The sequence below is a fragment of the Lysinibacillus sp. NPDC093688 genome (assembly GCF_050280145.1).
In the GTDB taxonomy this organism is placed as follows: domain Bacteria; phylum Bacillota; class Bacilli; order Bacillales_A; family Planococcaceae; genus Lysinibacillus; species Lysinibacillus xylanilyticus_B.
This window is the reverse complement of record NZ_JBNNUX010000001.1, coordinates 220,193-240,489: the sequence shown is the minus strand read 5'-3', so window position 1 is coordinate 240,489 and position 20,297 is coordinate 220,193. Positions and strand designations below refer to the sequence as shown.

The 20,297-nt window shown below is 35.2% G+C and carries 21 protein-coding genes; 6 read left to right on the top strand and 15 right to left on the bottom strand.

The annotated features are described in order from the left end of the window. Positions 1-209: 209 nt before the first annotated feature. Positions 210-836, bottom strand: a complete 627-nt coding sequence (locus ACQKN2_RS01105; RefSeq protein ID WP_427413277.1) for a hypothetical protein — start codon at positions 834-836, stop codon at positions 210-212. A 296-nt stretch (positions 837-1,132) separates the two neighbouring features. Here ACQKN2_RS01105 and ACQKN2_RS01100 point away from each other — a divergent pair, with 296 nt between their 5' ends. Continuing rightward, positions 1,133-2,017: a LysM peptidoglycan-binding domain-containing protein gene (locus ACQKN2_RS01100; protein WP_427413276.1), complete on the top strand. Its 885-nt coding sequence runs from the start codon at positions 1,133-1,135 to the stop codon at positions 2,015-2,017. A gap of 508 nt (positions 2,018-2,525) precedes the next feature. Here the strand turns inward: ACQKN2_RS01100 and ACQKN2_RS01095 are convergent. The 4 genes from ACQKN2_RS01095 to ytaF all read right to left on the bottom strand — a co-directional run bounded on the left by ACQKN2_RS01095 (position 2,526) and on the right by ytaF (position 6,085). Beyond that, positions 2,526-3,041 (bottom strand): hypothetical protein, encoded by a 516-nt coding sequence (locus tag ACQKN2_RS01095; protein ID WP_049663462.1) that lies wholly within the window; start codon positions 3,039-3,041, stop codon positions 2,526-2,528. Between the two features lie 630 nt (positions 3,042-3,671). Then, positions 3,672-4,394 (bottom strand): LCP family protein, encoded by a 723-nt coding sequence (locus ACQKN2_RS01090; protein WP_427413498.1) that lies wholly within the window; start codon positions 4,392-4,394, stop codon positions 3,672-3,674. A 234-nt stretch (positions 4,395-4,628) separates the two neighbouring features. Then, on the bottom strand, positions 4,629-5,279 hold the full coding sequence (locus ACQKN2_RS01085; RefSeq protein WP_427413275.1) for a DUF1232 domain-containing protein: 651 nt from the start codon (positions 5,277-5,279) through the stop codon (positions 4,629-4,631). A gap of 173 nt (positions 5,280-5,452) precedes the next feature. After that, positions 5,453-6,085, bottom strand: a complete 633-nt coding sequence (gene ytaF / locus ACQKN2_RS01080; protein WP_427413274.1) for a sporulation membrane protein YtaF — start codon at positions 6,083-6,085, stop codon at positions 5,453-5,455. 810 nt (positions 6,086-6,895) lie between these two features. Here ytaF and ACQKN2_RS01075 point away from each other — a divergent pair. Then, complete coding sequence (locus ACQKN2_RS01075; protein WP_427413273.1) at positions 6,896-8,350, top strand: copper amine oxidase N-terminal domain-containing protein; 1,455 nt, start codon at positions 6,896-6,898, stop codon at positions 8,348-8,350. 300 nt (positions 8,351-8,650) lie between these two features. Here the strand turns inward: ACQKN2_RS01075 and ACQKN2_RS01070 are convergent, their stop codons facing one another. Continuing rightward, positions 8,651-9,601, bottom strand: a complete 951-nt coding sequence (locus tag ACQKN2_RS01070; RefSeq protein WP_427413272.1) for a sensor domain-containing diguanylate cyclase — start codon at positions 9,599-9,601, stop codon at positions 8,651-8,653. 609 nt (positions 9,602-10,210) lie between these two features. Between ACQKN2_RS01070 and ACQKN2_RS01065 the strand changes: the two genes are divergently transcribed. The 4 genes from ACQKN2_RS01065 (at position 10,211) to ACQKN2_RS01050 (ending at position 12,740) form a co-directional block, all read left to right on the top strand. Then, entirely contained in the window at positions 10,211-11,401 is a 1,191-nt protein-coding gene (locus ACQKN2_RS01065; RefSeq protein ID WP_427413271.1) for an MFS transporter, read from the top strand. Positions 11,402-11,422: 21 nt separating this feature from the next. Continuing rightward, entirely contained in the window at positions 11,423-11,836 is a 414-nt protein-coding gene (locus ACQKN2_RS01060) for a hypothetical protein (RefSeq protein WP_427413270.1), read from the top strand. Between the two features lie 146 nt (positions 11,837-11,982). Then, positions 11,983-12,180, top strand: coding sequence for a class I SAM-dependent methyltransferase (locus ACQKN2_RS01055; protein WP_427413269.1), 198 nt, complete (start codon positions 11,983-11,985; stop codon positions 12,178-12,180). Further along, positions 12,177-12,740 carry a class I SAM-dependent methyltransferase gene (locus ACQKN2_RS01050; protein WP_427413268.1) on the top strand — a complete coding sequence of 188 codons (564 nt, stop codon included), beginning with the start codon at positions 12,177-12,179 and terminating at the stop codon, positions 12,738-12,740. The genes ACQKN2_RS01055 and ACQKN2_RS01050 overlap by 4 nt, the downstream gene beginning before the upstream one ends. A 121-nt stretch (positions 12,741-12,861) precedes the next feature. Here the strand turns inward: ACQKN2_RS01050 and ACQKN2_RS01045 are convergent, their stop codons facing one another. From ACQKN2_RS01045 to ACQKN2_RS01005, 9 genes are all read right to left on the bottom strand, one after another. Continuing rightward, a complete protein-coding gene (locus tag ACQKN2_RS01045) occupies positions 12,862-13,275 on the bottom strand; it encodes a GNAT family N-acetyltransferase (RefSeq protein WP_427413497.1) in 414 nt (137 codons plus the stop codon). A 147-nt stretch (positions 13,276-13,422) separates the two neighbouring features. Next, positions 13,423-14,028, bottom strand: a complete 606-nt coding sequence (locus ACQKN2_RS01040; protein ID WP_427413267.1) for a zf-HC2 domain-containing protein — start codon at positions 14,026-14,028, stop codon at positions 13,423-13,425. Next, positions 14,018-14,533, bottom strand: a complete 516-nt coding sequence (locus ACQKN2_RS01035) for an RNA polymerase sigma factor (RefSeq protein ID WP_427413266.1) — start codon at positions 14,531-14,533, stop codon at positions 14,018-14,020. Before ACQKN2_RS01035 ends, ACQKN2_RS01040 begins: the two co-directional genes overlap by 11 nt. 192 nt (positions 14,534-14,725) lie before the next feature. Further along, positions 14,726-15,049 (bottom strand): YnfA family protein, encoded by a 324-nt coding sequence (locus ACQKN2_RS01030; protein WP_427413265.1) that lies wholly within the window; start codon positions 15,047-15,049, stop codon positions 14,726-14,728. 669 nt (positions 15,050-15,718) lie between these two features. Continuing rightward, positions 15,719-16,288, bottom strand: a complete 570-nt coding sequence (locus ACQKN2_RS01025) for a hypothetical protein (RefSeq protein WP_427413264.1) — start codon at positions 16,286-16,288, stop codon at positions 15,719-15,721. A 144-nt stretch (positions 16,289-16,432) separates the two neighbouring features. Next, positions 16,433-17,308 carry a LysR family transcriptional regulator gene (locus ACQKN2_RS01020; protein ID WP_427413263.1) on the bottom strand — a complete coding sequence of 292 codons (876 nt, stop codon included), beginning with the start codon at positions 17,306-17,308 and terminating at the stop codon, positions 16,433-16,435. Between the two features lie 273 nt (positions 17,309-17,581). Continuing rightward, a complete protein-coding gene (gene ptsP, locus ACQKN2_RS01015; protein ID WP_427413262.1) occupies positions 17,582-19,291 on the bottom strand; it encodes a phosphoenolpyruvate--protein phosphotransferase in 1,710 nt (569 codons plus the stop codon). Beyond that, the gene (locus ACQKN2_RS01010; protein WP_427413261.1) at positions 19,288-19,554 is read right to left on the bottom strand and encodes an HPr family phosphocarrier protein; all 267 of its coding nucleotides are present in this window, start codon (positions 19,552-19,554) and stop codon (positions 19,288-19,290) included. The genes ptsP and ACQKN2_RS01010 overlap by 4 nt, the downstream gene beginning before the upstream one ends. Further along, positions 19,551-20,255 (bottom strand): glucosamine-6-phosphate deaminase, encoded by a 705-nt coding sequence (locus tag ACQKN2_RS01005; protein WP_427413260.1) that lies wholly within the window; start codon positions 20,253-20,255, stop codon positions 19,551-19,553. The genes ACQKN2_RS01010 and ACQKN2_RS01005 overlap by 4 nt, the downstream gene beginning before the upstream one ends. Positions 20,256-20,297 lie beyond the last annotated feature (42 nt).

Genomic DNA, 20,297 nt, shown 5'->3' with positions numbered 1-20,297 from the left:
TAAAGAACATTAATAATTAATGTTCTTTATGACTTATGTAAAAAAACCGCACTTACTTATGATATGGTTCTCCGTAACGCGGTCAAGTGCGGTTTTTATTTTATGAACATTATTCAATAATTCCTAATAACATCGCTGATGCTAAAATTTACTTTAATGGCATGGCACAACTCTAGGAATTTTTACTATTACCTTGAAATTTACTTTTATTAAGCTTCTAATGTTTTATAAATCTTTTTGACTCTTTTTAATTGTGGTGCTGTTAGGTATTTCTCTCTTTTTCGTAACACTTTCAATAATTCCTCTTTATTTTCATCTGTTACGGCTAAAAGCGTACTTTCCGAGTGCTGAGGAATTTCCTTTGGTCTGCAGTTCTCAAGGTGATGGAGTAATATTGGAAAAATCACATCATTGTTTCCCTTACTGACAGCTGCTAGCTTCGCAAGGGTTAGGAAACCTTTATCAATTGTAATAACTGAACCAACTTTCATAGCACTTTTTAATATATTAAGATGAGCCATAATGGTTTCTGATGCTCCCTCGGCAATCGTTGCTAATGCCGTCATTCCGCCCCAGACCAAACGATTATTACGGCTTTTTAGCAACTCTATAAAAGTCAGGACATACTTACTTATGAGTTCTGGTTTAACTTGCCCAATTTCGTACGCTACTTTAATACAATCGTATTGAATCTTTTTATCTTTGCTTTTTAGGTTTTCAATTATTTCTTCTATGCCCGTATAATTTTCTTCATAAACTAATTTTTGTGCCAGCTCAATATTTGGCTCTTCATCGTTTCGACTTAGTTGAGAAGCTAACAGGTTCACAACTGACATGATTATCCCTCATTTATTAAATTTATTTAATGTATATACATTATCACATTTAGCCCTTAACGAATCAGTTAACCAAATAAATTCAACCTCTCCATTTTTGCATTAAATCGAAGAACATTCTTTAGATAATAGTTATCTTCATCAAGGAAATAGTATCATTTAATATTAGCAATATTATTGCAATATAAATGCCATGGACGTAATCAAATTAACACCTCCTTGTTCTTTTTCTCAGAAAAATCTATGTTACGATTATTTTAAATTAACAACCAAGAACGAACATGGAGGATAAATGAATGCTTAAAAAAATTATTTCAATTGTACCAGTGGCAATGCTCTCGGTAACTTTAAGTGCTAATGTTCAAGCTGCAACGATTACCGTACAAAAAGGTGATACCCTTTGGGATTTATCACGTGCAAATAATACATCCGTAGAAAATATCAAAACGTTGAATCATATTACTACTAACCTTATTCACCCTGGCGATGTCCTTACCATTGCACAACAATATACAGTTAAGCAAGGTGATACATTATGGGACATAGCCTTAGATCATCAAGTAACCGTTTCACAAATTAAAGAGTGGAACCAATTACATAGTGACCTCATTCATCCAGGTTTAAATCTATCCATCATTGATGGTTTAAAAACTAGTACGGCTGTAACTGAAAAACCAATTATGCCAGCAGCACATGAATCAAAGGAAACTACAACTTCAGCAACAAATAAAACAAATTCAATGGATAGTAAACCTGAAGCAACCACTCCATCAACGAGTAATACACATGCAATTGATAGTAAACTTGAAGCAACTGTTCCATCAACAAGTAATACAAATTCAATAGATAGTACACCTGAAGCAACTTCTCCATCAACAAGTAATACAGCTTCAAAGGAAATTATTGTGGAAGCTTCAGCCTATACGGCTTCATGTGAGGGATGTTCCGGTATTACAGCTACTGGAATTAACCTTAAAACAAACCCAAATGCAAAGGTCATCTCTGTTGACCCAACTATCATTCCACTTGGTAGTAAAGTTTATGTAGAAGGCTATGGTGAAGCAATCGCAGGGGATACTGGCGGAGCCATTAAAGGAAATCGAATCGATGTCTTTTTCCCTTCTCAACAAGATGCAATTAATTTTGGAGTAAAACAATTAAAGGTTACAATATTAAACTAATATATCTAGTAACATCCTCCTTCTAAATCAAAACAGCCCAACTATTTTAAGTTGAGCTGTTTCTTCTTTTATTTATTAATAAATTTCATGACCAATAAAACCGCCTTTACTTATGATACGGTTCACCGTAACGTAAATAAATGAGGTTTTCGATCAAATGTACACATACATTATTCTGGCCCTAAGCATGTCAGCTATTCGCTATTAGTCGCTGCTTTACTATCATCTAAAAAGAGAGATAGAACAGAACAGCATTTACGTTTCCTATAGGTAAAAACTATAGAATATTCATTCTATGAAAAAGGCGAATAAATATTTACTACCCATTCTTTCAATGGTTAACTTTACTGCCGAGTCTAAAAAACTAGAAATATGATATGGCCCAGATGTTATCCTTCTGATTAAATAAAAAACTGATTCTTAACTATCTATAAGCTATGGGATCAATTCTCTTTAAGTTTACGTAGATAATTATATTTTAATCCTTTCTAACTTTTCCAATGAATTGTTACTTTTCCTCTTGATCACCATTCTCACCCTTATTTATTGCACGACCGCCGCCACCAACCGCATGCTGCTGCTTCGTATTAGAACTTCCTATGGCTGAATTAGTTCCTCCCGTACTATCTAAACCGCTTCCGCTTGCTATCTGAGTAGCTGACGACTGTTTTTGACCCTGATTTATCTGATTATTGATGATGATAACAATTTCTTCGTCACCATCCCAGTCTTCATGCTGTTCGTGAGGTTCAGTCTGCTCCCCCTTCATACCGCTGTTTCTAGCTACCCCTTGTGCTCCCACACTTTGCTGTTGATCGGTATTCGAGGAATCTATTGCAGCATTACTACCAGCTGCACTATTTCTTCCTGCCCCACTTGCAATTTGCGTGGTATTAGGTGCACTAGTGAACTGATTATTTATAACAATTACAACCTTTAACTTATCCGATACAGGAGCATCAGTCCTAATTTCTTCTCCATCTTTTTTTACAATAATCCTTACTTTTTCATTTTTACTTTCCATACCGCTTTGTATTTCCTTAGAATTAGACCCATCATTACTATCTTTATGACCTCGTTGATTTGACATTATACCACCTTCTTTTCGATTTAGAATAATATATCTTATTCGAAGAAGAAATTTAGATTTAGTCAAATACATTAATTTAGCTAAAGTATTATTTGGATAATATCTTTGTGTATAGCATTCTACAAAAATCTACCCTTGGCGAGGTGTATGTCTAACCGCATTATCCAATAAAATGTTCACGTATCGCTCCAATAGAACCTTGCTATCCAGAGGAACTTCTATTCTCTGCTTTACCACTATTCTGTTCTCATAAGGAGTTCATTCTTTTTATACGGTCCACTATTTGGGGAGTTGCTGTACTATTTTTAAAAACCTCACTTACTTATGATACGGTTCATCGAAATTAATGTTAAATTGACGTTTTCCCTTTCTCTATGATCAAAAAATGAAAGAATTTTAGATATGTAGCATTAGTGATTTTTGTCCAACAAAAGATTGGAATGATGTAGGAACTAATATAATAACAAAAGAGTATGTTTTGAAAAAGTTGTTCAAAACATACTCTAATTTTAATGTGTATTTCCTGCTAACTACTTAATTCGTTTGAAGAAATGGAGAAAGTCGTCATTTTTCACTGTCCTTCGATGATAAAAACTCCTCTAACGCCTGTTTGTTCTTATCTAAGTTAATATCTAAAACATCTCCTACATTCGTACGTTTATCATCATAAGAATTTGCAATAGGAATTCGTAAAGTGTCCATACTAGATTTTCCATTTACAATTCCTTTTCCAATGGTAAGGATTGTTTTATTATCAACATTTGTATCAAAGTATGAATCTGCAACACCAAGTATTTTTGGCAAATTCATTAAGCTTGAAACACCGATCTGTTCTTTCACCTTTGTCAAAACCTCTTGCTGGCGTTCCACTCGCCCAAAATCACTTAAACGATCGTGACGGAATCGTACATAGCCTAATAACTCGTTACCATGTAAAGTTTGTTTTCCAGGATTTAAGGTCATACCAATTCCATAGGACATTTCATAAGGAATATCAACTTCAATCCCATCCGGTGCTAAAAGATCTATAATTTTAGGGAATCCTTTAAAATCCACGAGAGCATAGTAATTAACATCAATATCAAAATTTTGCTTAATTGTTTTCCTTACTAGTTCAGGACCTCCAAAAGCAAAAGCAGAATTTATTTTATTCATTCCGTGCCCTGGGATGTCAACATACGTATCTCGCATGATAGAAATAAGTTTTACATCATTCGTCGTTTGATCATAGTGTGCAATCATTAACGTATCTGATCTACCGTCCTCATCTCTAGCGTCACTTCCCATTAATAGCACATTAATTTGACCAAATTGCACATCTGCACCTTCAAATGGGTCATACGCCTTTTCGTTATCTTTAATATGACTATCGTCTGCCATAGCCAATCCGCTATTGTATTGATACACCCCATAAATAATCCCTGCTACGATTACTAATGCGAATGTTAAGAACAAATTCCTTAGCCATTTACGGCTCTTTTTGCTTTTTCTCATCAATATCCACCTATCATTAAAGCTAAATTATTTTTTAAGTAATGCCTTTGTAGTAAGTTGTACAGCTATTGCATCGTCTAAATAACCAATCGGGAATAAATAATCCGGTATAACATCTACAGGGATAATAAAATATAATAATGTACTTCCAATTACAGTTAGTTCAAAAATTGTGCCCTTCCCCAATGTGAATTTCTCGTATAACTCTTTTAATTTGCTGATAAACGGACCTATGCTTCCAACACTCTTAATTTTTTCATCAAAATCCTTAAGTATCGAATTTTTACCTTCATCTGTTTGCGCATAGAATCCATAGCTTTCTAATTTCTGTTCAACATTTGCCACCGAAAATTCATCATCGTAAACATTTGAAGACTTAAGAAAAGCTTGTATTGAGTCAACAGACGTATGGATATCTGAATCTGGTTCTGGCTCTTCTTGTCTATGTTCAATTGGGTATCCTGCTGCTTCAAAAAGATTGATTAACGGAACGCTAAGGCAGTCAGCAAAATTTTCTAAATGTTGTGGTGTCGCCTTTCTTTTTCCATTTATTATCCGTGAGATCGTAGCTGTGTCGATTCCAGTGAGTTCACTAAACTTCCGCATAGATAATGAACGTTCTTTCAACAACTCCCTCAGCAATAAACCTAGAGTATTACTGTTTCTCTGTTCAGCCATTTTCGATTCTCCCTTCTTATAATGACTATCTTAACTTAATGCAGTTGTCTAAAAGGATATGAAATTATCATTCTCAAGAAGTGTATTATTACATTGACATTTTGTCAACACTTTAAATCTATTATGCCCCGGCATACTTTCGTCCGGTTCCTTCCCGATTCCGCTGAAAGAAATTATAAGAATGCTCCAATAGCAACTATTAACAGAATTACACCACTAATAATTGTTCCAAATTGCCCTAAAGTAAAAGAACCGATTCGAACATCTGCTACTTTACTTCCTAACTTAACCCCTATCCAAACAGTAATAAAACTCCCAATTGCAGCAGTGATCGAGATGACAAGCGGTGAAAGACCGAGTAAACCTGCACCTACACCATTCGTAAGTGCATTCGCCGATAAGGCTATGCCAAGAAGTATCGATTCTCCCCATCCAATTTCTCCAGACTTATTGAAGTGAGCTTCCTCAGGATTTTTTAAAATGTCTTGAACATTTTTGGACTGTATTTTATTGTTACTACCTACTATTGAAGTCTCTTCTTTCCGTGGTTTAGCTAAAAGAATAATCCGAATCCCGATGATAAATAATAATAACGCACCGATGATCACAGGCAGCATACCTGGAAGAATTTTAGAGAGCCAAACGCCAAATGTAATGCCTCCCATACTCATTAGAAAACAAATGACCGAGATTACTATATTTTTATCAAATCTAACGTTTATCTTCCGAATCCCATAAGAAAGTCCAACACCCAAATTATCAATACTGGATGAAAAAGTAAAAGCCACGATCATTAACCAATTCACATAACCACTTCCCTTGTTTTTTTATATCATATTATTCGTGTTGACAAATTGTGCCTATTCACCCGAAAAATGTTGACAAAAAAACAACAAGACCTTGGTAACACAATACAACGTACTAAATAATATATCTAAAACTTTGAAAAATATTGGCTTATCACCATTACATGAGGGTGATATTTTTTTGTTTAGCTGGGACGGCTACCGCTCTAAAGCAAACAAATTTACACACGCCAAAAAGACCTAACGAAATATTTCGCAAGGTCGGATTGGATATAGTGAAATTACCATTGATGAACAGTTGGAAGCTGCTCTTTCGTATTCGTATGGTAAATTGCGTTAAAGAAGATGGCATACTACTTTCAAAACCCTATTCATACTCGCAATGACGGCAACCATATTCAAATTATATCCAATAAGTTTAGCTACCCTCCAATACTGAATCTATTGACAAGCCTACATTAAATTAAGTCATGTTCACTTCACTAACCATATAACCATTATTATCTGCATCTTGATCCACCATATATTTAGGGTAAAAAGTCGCTGATTGTCCATCTATTATAAACTGCCACATAAAATGTACTATCCTACTACATTGTTCATTAACATCCATCAATAATTTATTAAAAATTAAAATTTATACTAATTTTTTATAAAGGGAAATTTAATTTCCATCAGCTACTTGGTATTTTTTACTTTAAGACACATCCTTTCAAAACTAGGAGAATATATCCTTTTGTTGATTTTATAGTTATTTATTAATATATTTTTTGTATAATAATACAATATAATTTTAAAGGAGTGGCATTATTGAAAAAACATATTTTAAGTTTATTTCTTGTGATGTTTGCTATGATTGGATTCGCTTCAACAAGTCATGCATCAAGTACGATTAATTTAGAATCTGGCAACACACATTCAAACACCCTAACATCTTCAAATGAATCACAGTGGTATCAAATTAATACTAAGCAAGATAATAGCGATCTTAATATTTATTTAGAAAATACCACTGCGCCAATCAGATTCTCTCTATATGATAGTAATAAAAATTTAATTGCTTGGAATGTCTCTTCTTCTTTCCAAACTTTAAAAGCTGGTACATACTATATTGAAGTTAATGCTTACGATTGGGGTAATAGCTATTCTAGCGGTTCTTATGAAATTAAAGCGACGTATAGTAGTGGAAATGTAACTCATGATTCGACTACATTTGAACCTAATGATACGCGTGAAAATGCTTTCCCTATTCAGTCAGGAAAAAAGATTTCTTCTTTAATTTCAAATAATAATGATGTTGATTTTTACAAATTTACTACGAGTGTAGACAATGGTGATGTTTATATTTATTTAGCAAATACATCTGCACCAATCAAATTTAACCTATATGATAGTAATAAAAATTTAATTGCTAGCAGTAACTCTTCTCTTTTCAAACCTTTAAAAGCCGGTACTTATTATATTGAAGTTAATGAATTCTATTGGGATAATCATTACTCTTCTGGTACGTATGATTTAATTGCGACTTATTCTACAAATTCTAAAGAGCACAATCCATCAACATTTGAACCTAATGATACGCTAGAAAATGCTTTCCCTATCAAATCAAATGCTCCAATCAAATCTCAAATGTCAAATAGCAATGATATTGATTTTTATTCAATTACGTTAAATAAAGAAGGAAATGTTAACATCTCGTTATCCAATACTTCTGCGCCAGCACGTTTTAAAATTTATGATGCAAATAAAAAATTACTGGATTCTAGCTCACAGTCTTATTCAAAATATTTAGCAGCTGGCACATACTATATCGAAGTTTACGCTGACTATTGGGGTGATCAATACTCTTCTGGTACGTATACTTTAACTGCTAGTTATCCAAATGCAACAACAAAAAGCAACGAGATTTTATTATATTTAAATAGTAAAACAGCCTATATTAATGGTAAAAGTAAAACACTTGCTGTTGCACCTTTCACTAAACAAGAAACAACCTTAGTTCCTTTACGCTTTGTAAGTGAAGAGCTTGGTGCAAAAGTTAACTGGAATTCTAAAAATAATGAGATTACAGTACAGTTAAACGGTTCAAAAATCGTATTAAATACTGATAGCTATTATGTAACTGTTAATGGCAATTCTAAGAGACTTCAAGTAAAACCTGAAGTCATTAATGGCACGACGTTTGTTCCACTTCGCTTTGTAAGCGAAGAGCTTGGTAAAACTGTAATGTGGAACGCTAAAAACAAGAGCATTTTAATTAAATAATCACAATACATTTCTCTAGTAAACAAGGCGCTTACTTTGTTTACTAGAGATTTTCTATTGTTGTCAAAAGAATAGCTTTAATCTAGATGGTTCTTTTAATAAACCTCCTCAGGCCACCCCCTTAAAGCGTACCCGGAACGCAAATCAATTCCTTCTATTATTGCAAAAAGTCATCATTTTTCTCTTTCGAGAAATGATGACTTTTTATTATGTCCCTGGCTCTCTTGTCATAAGTCACTTACTCATGGTGAGGTTCTCCTTAATGCATTTAAGTGCGGTTTACTGCGTCGAAATAAAAGACTAAACCTTTTCCTTCAATAATTTTCTTTTCTTTTTATTTTTATACATCTTCGCATCTGCTTGGCTAAACAACTGCTCCATAACGCCGAAAGAGGAGTTGCTATATTCATATCCGATAGATATTTTAATCGATGAGAACGGCAAATCTTTATAGTCTTTTTGCATTTTCATCTCAACGTTTTTTAAATATTGCTCGACTTGTAAAACGCTTTTATTTGGAATAAGAATAGAAAATTCATCACCACCGATTCTTGCTATAAGCATGTCATTATCTGCATAAGCTTCCAAACAAGCTGCTGTTTCACAAACTAATTTATCCCCCATTTGATGACCGTATTCGTCATTAACACATTTCAGCTCATCTAAATCTGCTAGGACTACTGTAATCGGGTCGTTGCGTTCGTTAAAATGAGCCATCTTTGCTTGAAAATAATCACGATTATACAAATTTGTTAAGGCATCATGCGTAGATTTGTACTCTAATTGCTGTTGTAATACGACTTTATCATTAATATTTCTAAATAAACCTTGTATAGCTACAAACTTGCCATCCTTATAAACAGGTGTAGCATTTTCTTCAGACCAAATATACTCCCCTAGATGATTTTTCAAGCGTACCGTAATAGGCTGGTTAAAATTAAGTGTCCCTAATGATTTCTTTACTAAGATCTCATAATCATCTGGATGGACGATTTCAAAAATTTTATCAGGATCTTGTACATGATCTCTTAATGCATTTGGACCAAGGAGATTATTGACAGTAGGACTTAAATATAAATATTTCAACTTAGGATCCGTCTCACAGTAATATAAAATATCACGTATATTTTCAACCGATTCCACCAGTGGTTCTAATAACTCTACTTTTTGTTGTAGCTTAGATTTTTGATAATGTAGGCGTAAACATATTAGTAAAAGTCCTATTATTATGCCCCCCAAAAAAATCCACATAAAAAAACCCGCCCTCATTTAAATTGTGCAATTAAATTTTGTAATTTAATTTTCCTGAAAATAACAACCGCATCCACTTTCCGAATTTTGCAACATAAAGTAAATTATACCTCCATTTCACCTATAACAAAAGGCTTATATATTATTTTTGTATAATGCTTCCACTTAATGAAGTAAAATAATGAATTAATTGAGTAGCTGCACAATAGTTATGAAGAATCAGATGCCGAGGTTGATGAATTCAACTCATGCAAACAAAAAAACCCGCATTAGATGAAACAAGCAAAATTATTAGGATTTTACCACCTAAAACACAGATAAATCAATACTTTAGGTGGTCTTTCATTTTAACCGCACTTACTTATGATACGGTTCACCGTATGGTAAATAAGTGCGATTTTACATACATATTTTTTAATACCTACTTCTATTAAAAGAACTAAAGTGTGCTCTCTTAAATAGTGTTCTGTATCCTTGTCAATTCTGGTAATCAATAACCTCTATTTGATTAAAGGAGGTTTTTCCTCACAAAAAGATTTTATGGTATGATGTTTAGGCTGTATATCTACTATGTGACACATTTACATTCATCTAAGAAAAGAGGTATTTATGCATCCTACGAAATTATCCAAGCGACATTGGTTGCTCATCTTAACACTTACTCTATTAACATTTGTTCTAGGGACAAGCGAATTTGTTATTGTCGGAATCTTAACAGATATTTCTTCAAGCCTTCAGATGACAAACGCAAAAGCAGGCACACTCGTTTCTGCGTTTGCACTCACGTTTGCCATCGCCACACCATTAGTGATGTCAGCAACAAGTCATTTTCCAAAGCGTAAATGGATGTTGTTTTTGATAGGAACTTTCATCGTCTTGAATGCTTTGTGCGTAATTTCGACGAGCTACATCATGCTTCTTACACTTCGGATTATGACAGCGATTGTAACAGGAGTATTAATCTCTCTAGCCATGATTGTTGCAAGTGAAACAATGCCGATTAAAAAACGCGGACTTGCTATATCATTCGTTTTCGGCGGTTTCACACTTGCAAATGTAGTTGGAGTGCCAATTGGTATTATGATCGCTGAACGATACGGCTGGAATGCCACTTTCATGTTAACCACTTTCTTAGGAGGATTGGCGTTTTTGGCATCCTTTTTTATCTTACCTGATAAACTTAGCCAAATTCGAAGTTCGATACGGGATCAATTTTCATTAATGACCAAGCCACGAATTTTGATGGCTTTTTTCATTCCTGCTCTCGGGTTCGGCGCAACTTATGCCGTCTTTACGTACCTAGTTCCTATCTTGAAGGAAATGGGGGCACCAAATAATTCTATTGGTTTAATCTTATTTGGTTACGGATTTATCTCGATTTTCAGCAACATTCTCGCCGGTAAAATTGCCAGCCATAATGCAATAGGTCGCCTTCGATTTGTTTTTCTCGTGCAAGCATTTGTTCTGACAACTTTATTTTGGACTACAAATCATTTTATTTTAGGTTTGGTAAACATAGGATTAATGTCTTTGATGGCCATCCTCTTAACAACATCTACTCAGCTTTATTTAATAGACCTCGCCGGAATTTATCATCCAAATGCTACAGGACTCGCTGCTTCACTTATGCCAGTGGCAAGTAATGTAGGTATCGCTTTTGGTTCTGCATTAGGCGGAATTGTATACCATCAAGGAAATTTGATGAATGTAACATGGGTCGGTGGAGTAGTTGCAGTCTGTGCAAGTCTGCTAACTTTCATTAGTCATCTATTAGACCAAAAACAAAAGATATCAGCATAAAAATGATAGGAGCAATCATCCATGAGTGAAATTTATTCTACAACGATAATTGCTGGGCTGGGTCTTATTGTTTTAATCGGTATAATTGCACACTTCCTTATGGTAAAACGAACGCAAAAAGATTTCTATCTTGTGGTAATCGTATGTAGTTTTTTTATGTTATGTGCGCTGTACTTGGTTGTTACAGGATTAATAGACATTATTAATAATAGCCTTGAGAATTATCAAACCGCCGAAGGTATTTGTGAAATTGCGTTTTTTGAAGAAAGTGGTGGTCGTTTTGGTTCACATTCGAACTACTATAATATTTACATTGACGGTTTAAATATTTCGGCAGATGGCCATGAATTTTCTTACTTAAAAGAAGAAACGGTTGCCTGTAAAGTGACTTATTTAGATGCAACAGATACTTTAGTAAAAATACAAATCAAATAGGCAAATTCGCTTACTTAGGATACGGTTCACCGAAACTATTACTAATCTGGTCCCCCATATTCCAATGTGGAATCAAAACTAATCATTTTACGCATTTCTGTTCAATTAAACTCTCTGGTAAGCTCAAACAAAGGAGATGAGGGACAATGACAACAAAATGGAATGCCCTTTTATATGATCAAAAGCATGGTTTTGTTTCAAGACTTGGAGGAAGCTTAGTGGATTTGCTTGCCCCACAAAAAAATGAAGACATTTTAGATGTCGGCTGTGGTACAGGTGATTTAGCCCATGAAATTACAGCTCTTGGTGCTAATGTTCTTGGGGTTATTCCTCCCACGACATGATTACCACTGCACAGCAAAAATACCCAGACATTACGTTTCACACAATGGATGCAACAGCACTTCACCTAACAAATCAATTCGATGCAGCCTTTTCAAATGCTGCATTACATTGGATGAAACAACCGGATGAAGTCATTCAAAATATTTACCGTTCACTTAAACAAGGTGGTCGTTTCGTCGCTGAAATGGGTGGACATGGTAATATCGCTTCTATTGTTTGGGCGCTTCAAAAAAGTATGGAAGAATACAAACTATCTTATATCGAGGAATATTTCCCGTGGTATTTTCCAACTGTAGAAGAATACCAGTCGAAGTTGGAAGGTGCAGGATTTACAGTTGAAATGATTTCACTATACGAACGCCCAACACCGCTTCATGGCGAGGATGGGCTAAGGAATTGGCTAGTGATGTTCAGTACTAATATGCTTCAGCATTTATCGGAAACTAAAAAAGAACAGATTTATGCAAAATGCGAAGAATTATTAAAGCCAACGTTTTATCAGGAGCATCAATGGATTGCTGATTATTGCAGATTACGCTTTGTAGCTGTAAAAAAATAGCATTCATTTTATACAACAGTAAAAATCTGACCATCTCTCAAATGAAATCGCAGTAAACATTGGCGTATCATGTAGCGCAAAATAAAACGCTTGGAAAATATCCAAGCGTTTTTCTATCTATTTATTTGTTTGAAATTCCCGACTGCATTTCGTAATTCCTAACGAGCATACCGTTTGATTTGATCATGCCAAACTCCTCATAATAAGGAACTAAGTCATCGTCACAACACAAATCAACCATATAGATATCATCAAGTTCCTTTAACATTCGTTTGACTAATTCCTTGCCAATACCTTTGTTTTTATACTCTGGCAAAACTTCAAGGAACGGAATATAGGCAGATAGAACCCCATCACTGATAGCAGTAATAAATCCAACTACTTGATTCGTATGATCGTCTAATGCAATAACTACTTTACTACTGTTTTTTAGCAACTTTAAGTGAGTTTGAGGATTTGGTGGATTCGGCCAATCCACAAAAAAGCCATTCAACATATCTTCGGAAATTCCATCAAGAGAATTTTTGTATATCATCATATATCAGCTCCTAAATTATTTTGAAAGTTTTTAGGTAGATGATAGATATCAAAAGTAAAGTAGCAAAATTGCGACCTCCAAACTTTTTGGCATTACTATTTAGATATTCGATTTAAATTCTAAAAACCCTCTAATATGTTATTTTTAAACTACATTAATGAAAAATTGGCCTTTTTTAACTTTAATCTCGAGGTAGTAGTTTACGTTCTTCTTTAGTCCCTCCAATTTCTTGCTTTTCCCGGGCGATATGTGAAATTCATCTACTATAACATGACCATTTGCATCTTTAATTCTTAGAAGTACTTCACTATCATTATTTGCATCATTTACGATTTCTTTGTTCCAAAAAATACTATCAAACTTAAAATACTCTTCATTGCCGAAATTTACGGCATTCCACTCTTCCTTATCATCTGTTACATTTACAATTGTCATATTCTTTGGGAAAAAGTAATCATGTACAACCCCCACATCTTGAACAACTTGATAGCCTATAATTGTGAGCATAAAGGTAAGCAAAATGGAAATGAAAACTTGAATACGACGCTTTTTATTAATTCTTTTAAAAGGCGCCTTTGCTGCCATGACTTCTTCTGGCAGAATAGTATTTGTTGGCTGCTCCATCACTTCTAGGTACAGTCGGCACTCTTCACAATGATGGATATGTTCCTCGACAACTCTAGAAGTATCTTCACTACAAATACCATCAATATAAGAGGGGCATAAATCCTTTATTATATTACAGTTCATCCTGATCACCTCGGATCCTTTCTACCAGTTTTAATTTGGCTCGATAATAGGTTACCCTTGCCCAGTTCTCGCTTTTATCAAATATCTCTCCAATTTCCTTGAAACTAAGATGGACGGAAGTTCTAAGCAAAAATATTTCACGATACGGTTCTTTTAATAGATGAATTTCTCTATGTAATGAAATAAATGTATTACGTTTTGCAAACTCCACTTCTGGTGACGCCGCATTAGATGGAACATCCAACCCCATTTCCATCATTTGTTCTACACTACTATGGCTAAAACGTTTTTCCTTTTTTAAATGGTTATAGTATGTATGCTTTGCAATTTGGCATAACCAAACTGACATCTTACATTCACCGTTGTATCGGTCAATTGACTTCACAGCTTGATAAAACGTTTCTTGCGTCAATTCCTCAGCTAAATCGACATTCGTTGTTAAACAAATAAGAAACCGTTTTACTTCATCTGCATACGATTTGTAAATTTCACTTAAATCCTCCACTTTCCTCCCTCCTCTCTCTAGACTTTTAACGGTGGACACTTATATATAGCTATTAAAGAAGATTCGTTACAAAAATTTTTATTTTTTTCAGCAGGTGTTTAGACACACATTAAAATAAAAAATCCTTCACAATGATGATTTTACTCAAATTGTGAAGGCTCATAAAAATAGTAGAAGGTCCTATTCTCCCTATCATGAACGAGGTAATAAAATCACCATCACACCAATCAAACAAATACCTGCTCCAACCCAATCCAAAGTGTCTGGTTTTTCTCCGGCTATTCCCCAGCCCCACAAAATAGAAAGAACAATAAAGACACCTCCATAGGCTGCGTAGACTCTTCCAAAGGTTGGAAAGGATTGAAAAGTAGCGACAACTCCATATAAAGCCAACGCAATCCCACCTAAAATGCCCCAGTAAAATGGTTTACTTTCTCTTAACCAAAGCCAAATTAAATAGCCGCCTCCAATTTCGCCAATACCTGCGAGGATAAATAATAATGTTGCACCAATCATTTTTTTCACTCTTTCTATAAATATTTAAAAGAAAATTTTCATTATCTGCTCTATTATACATAAAAGCACGTTCACATTAACGAAATCAAAAAAATTCGCTTATCTCCTTAACAACCAAAAGCAAGAGGTTGTTTATTTTAACGGGAGAAATTCGAAATATTGTAAGCAGATATCGCTTTATTGTTTTTTACTACACTCCCTTTTCTTTTTAAAAGAAAATAACCTACCATTAATTTGGTAGGTTAAAGGAAGTTTATCTTTATTTCAATGTTTTTATCTTCTCGGATTAGTTCAGTACGTTCAATAATTTCTTTAGCAAGTTTGTTCAATTCCTTCTTGCTAGTGTCTACCGAAACCCGTGCTTACTTATACCGTTGGATTGCATTAATTCGGTCTTCATCAATTCTAGAACCCTCAACAACTGCAAGTGATTTTTCAATAGATCATACTTCTTCTTTATTAACTTGAATTTGCTTATTTAATTTTACTTGTTTGGCTCTTAATTAGTTTTTATCACCCATTCCGTCAACATATAAGTCAAAGAGCCCCTCTTCACAACTGATAAGATTATAAAAAAATGCAATCCTAGTCATTTCCTCTATTCCTATGTTCCAGTATTCCTTATGGCGCTATAATAAGGAAACTCACGATAGAAGCCTATAATAACAGTCACTTTTCATTTTCATAATACATATATAAAGTCCCTGAAATATCAGAAACGTAAGCAGTTTTAGATTCAACAATTTTTCTCGTATTTAGTAAATAAGCATAAACTTCATCAAAATATTTTTGACTCTTTCCGCTAGAAGTTGTTTTGAAAATTAGCAAAGCGTTATCAACTTTACACATAGTTTTTGCTTGTGAAAGCAATTCCTCAATTCTTTCATGATTTCGAACATTCATTATCCCAATAATATTAGATGGCGTATACTCACGTTCACAAAAAAGCTTGTCCAATGTTTCTTCATCTTTTTTGAAATAGTTTTCACGTTCTAGGTGTAATACAAAGTCATGCCAATACTCGCCATCATAATTACCCCACCATGTTAAGTCCATTGGTCTATTCGTAGCGTTACAAGTGTCTTCTGTGTATGGGAAAAAACCCAACATTGAACCTAACCTTGAAAAACGCTCGATTTCAGTCATAGTAAATGAGTGTTTTCCATGATGTATTGTTAGATTAAAAGTATGATAGTTTCTAACATATCCATCAAATAATTTCATTAAATCCAATTTCATGACAATAGCCGCCTTTCAATTATAACCCCCAACCGCATGACAATAATTCTCTTTCTAAAGATAATCTTTCCGAGGTTAGGGAAGTGTTTGAAAATAAAAACAACGCCCAAATGTTTTTAAACCAATATTTTCAAGCCTTATTTATTAGTATTCTAGTGATATCTTCCCTTCGTAGACGGAATGACAAACTGCTAAAAACGCCTCTATATCCGCTGTAACATATTTCGTTAAAAAATAGGTATCCGAAACAATATGGGAACATTCCTTTAACGAATAACTATGAAGTAATTGCTGGTGAGATTCTGCCTCTATTACACTTTTTGGTAAAAAGGCAATCCCTAATCCTTGCTTGACAAAGTTTTTTATTACTTCTGTTTGATTAATATTCATTATTTTATAGCCTGGGAATTGTTGTAGTACTTGTTGAATGTCTTGCCAGTAAGGTGCATATTCATGTGTTAATATCGTTTCTTGCTGTAAAAGAGTTCGTGCATCTGTCGCCCTTTTGGATATCGGAGCAATCAATTGAAGCGGTTCCTGTGCGAGAAGGACCGTGTGAATGTCACGTGTCGATGTTAATTTTGATAAACCGATATCTACTTTGCCTGCATGTACCGCTTCCCCGATTTCATTGGACTTTAACAATTCGATCGTTAGTTGAATGGAAGGTTTTTGCTGCTGAAATGCATGAATGATGACTGGTAATGTAGAATTAGCTATTTGTGGTGCAACACCAATTGTTAACTGAGACGTGAAACCATTCAAGAAGGAAACTGTATGTTGTAAACCTTCATCAATCGTTGCCATTATTTTCTCTGCGTATTGAAGGAAGTGAGCACCGATATGATTTAATTTTACTTGCTTCCCCTGTCTTTCAAAAAGTGTTGTTTGTAGTTCTTTTTCTAAATGCTGAATATGCTTCGATATTGTTGATTGTGTCATAAAATGTTGTTCTGCCGTCTCACGAAAATTCTCTGTTTTCGCAGCAACAATAAACGTTCGCAACCATTCTGTTTCCATAAATTGCCCTCTCTTGTTTTTCATGGTTCATCACCAAAACGTGGGTTGATTTCCGTTCCAGCTGGGCGCTTTCCTGGGGGCGACCGATGAGCCGCTTCACTCGCGATGCTCGCTCCAGGGTCCTTCAGATTCCGCGTCACCACGGACACCCTTGCTCTTGGATAACCTCTACTTCTGTCTTCGGGGTTCGGGACTTACACCCTATAGTTCATACGCATGCCGGGCGCACATAAAAAAGTAGTTGAAGATCTCCATCTTCAACTACTTTTTCAATTAATGAATAGCTTGCTTCACTCTATCTAATATTTCATCAGATGTCGTTAATTGTAATGCTTCTGTTGCTAATGCTCGCATATCCGCAACGGATAAATGTTTAATTAAGGAACGCGTTTTTAAAATGGATGTTGCACTCATAGAAAATTCATCTAGACCTAAACCAAGTAATAGCGGTACAGCATATTCATCCCCTGCCATTTCACCACACATACCAGCCCATTTCTGTTCTTTGTGAGCCGCATCAATGACCATTTTAATCAAACGTAAAATCGCAGGATTATAAGGTTGATATAAATAAGATACTTTTTCATTCATACGATCCGCTGCCATCGTATATTGGATTAAATCATTTGTACCAATCGAGAAGAAGTCCACTTCTTTCGCAAAAATATCTGCCATCACTGCTGTTGATGGAATTTCGACCATAATTCCAATCTCAATCTCACTTACCGCTACGCCTTGTGCAAGTAGGTTTTCCTTTTCTTCTAAAAGAATCGCTTTCGCGTCACGGAATTCTTGCAAAGTCGCGATCATAGGGAACATAATTTTTAAGTTACCGTAATTGGATGCTCGTAATAATGCACGCAATTGTGTGCGGAAAATGTCTTGATACTCTAAACATAGACGAATCGCACGATGGCCTAGGAACGGATTCATTTCTTCTTGGAGCGGTAAATATGGTAAATGTTTATCCCCACCAATATCGAGTGTTCGGATAACAACCGCTTTACCGTCCATTCCTTCTAAGACCATTTTATATGCGGTAAATTGCTCTTCTTCAGATGGTAAGTTGTCTCGTCCCATATATAAAAATTCTGTACGATATAAACCGATTCCTTCACCACCGTGACGTAAAACGCCGTCTAAATCATTTGGTGACCCAATGTTCGCAGCTAGTTCAACTTGAACGCCATCTGTAGACATCGTTTTTTCGTTTCGTAATGTTGCCCATTCTACTTGTTGAGCAGTAAAGTCTTCCGCTTTTTTTCTATAGGTTGCAACCACATCTTCTGTTGGGTTCACAAGTACATCCCCTGTTAAACCATCCACGATTAATAAATCACCATCTTGAATGGCCTCAGTTGCTGTACCTGTTCCTACAACGGCTGGAATTTCTAGTGAACGTGCCATAATGGCAGAGTGTGATGTACGACCACCAATATCCGTTGTAAAGCCTAGTACAAAATTACGGTCCAATTGTGCTGTCTCAGAAGGTGTTAAATCAGTTGCTACAACAATCACCTGTTCATTAATATTGCTTGGATTTGGAATATGTACACCGAGCAGATGCGCTAAAACGCGGTTTGACACGTCTTTAATATCTGCAGCACGCTCACTCATATATTCGTTATCCATACCTTCAAATAATGATACAAACATCGTTGAAACTTCATTCAATGCATATTCAGCATTCACAGCTTCTTCAGCAATTTTTTGTTTGATCGGTCCAATTAATTCTGGATCTTTTACGACAAGTAGGTGTGCACCGAAAATGGCTGCTTCTTCCGCACCTAACTTTTCATGCGTTAGCTGTTGAATAGCGGCTAACTCTTCTGCTGTTTTTTCAAGCGCGGCCATTAAGCGTTGCTGCTCTGCATCAATATCCTGAATAGTTGTTTTCGCAAACGATAAATCCGGTTGTACTAAACAATAAGCTTTTGCAATGGCAATGCCGTCAGATGCGGCAATACCTTTGAGTTGGTTCATTGTGCTAGCCCCGTTTCTGAAATTAATTTTGTTAATGCAGTAAACGCTTGTTCTTCATCCTCCCCCTCTACGTGTAAAGTAAATATTGAACCTTGTTTTAGGGCTAATCCCATAACACCTAAAATAGATTTTAAATTGGCCGTTCTTTGTTCTGTCTGTAACTCGATAGAAGAAGCAAATGGTGTAGCTGCTGTAACTAATTGGCTAGCTGGACGCGCGTGAATACCTAGTGGGTCTACTACTGTAAATTGTTTTGTTTTCATTGTTCATTCTCCTCTTTTTGTAAATCTGTTAATATAATGACATTAGGATGTTTTGTTAATACACTTGCCGGGACATCTTCTGTATTTTCAGATGCAAGAACGCGTTCTAATACATCACGTTTTGCTTCTCCTACAGCGATTAACAAAATGCACTTAGCGCGCATTATTGATTGAATTCCCATCGTAAATGCTTCGGTTGGAACGTCATCAATTGAATCAAAGAAACGTGCATTCGCTTGACGTGTTGATTCTTCAAGCGTTACAAGATGTGTCAACGAATCAAATGATGTGCCTGGTTCGTTAAAGCCGATATGACCGTTTTGTCCGATCCCAAGCAATTGAAAATCTAATGGATGCTGCTGTAATAATGATTCATAGCTTCCCATTTCCTCTGTAGGATTATTAGCTAAACCATTCGGTAAATAAGATTCTTTAAATGGTTTGTTGTGAAATAAATGTTTGTACATATAATATGCGTAACTTTGGTCATGTTTAGCACTTAGTCCAACGTATTCATCTAGGTTGAAGCTAATACAATTCGTAAAATCGATATCAGTTTCACAAATTTTACTATACAACGGTTCCATTGTACCACCTGTAGCTAGACCGAACGTTGTAGCACCTTCATTTTTAGTATTCACGATAATGTCTACAGCACGAGCGTATAAATCTTCTTTTGAAGCAAAGCGTTCCAGTCTCAATTTCCTATTCCCCCTTATTTACTTTTTAAACTAGCATCGAAA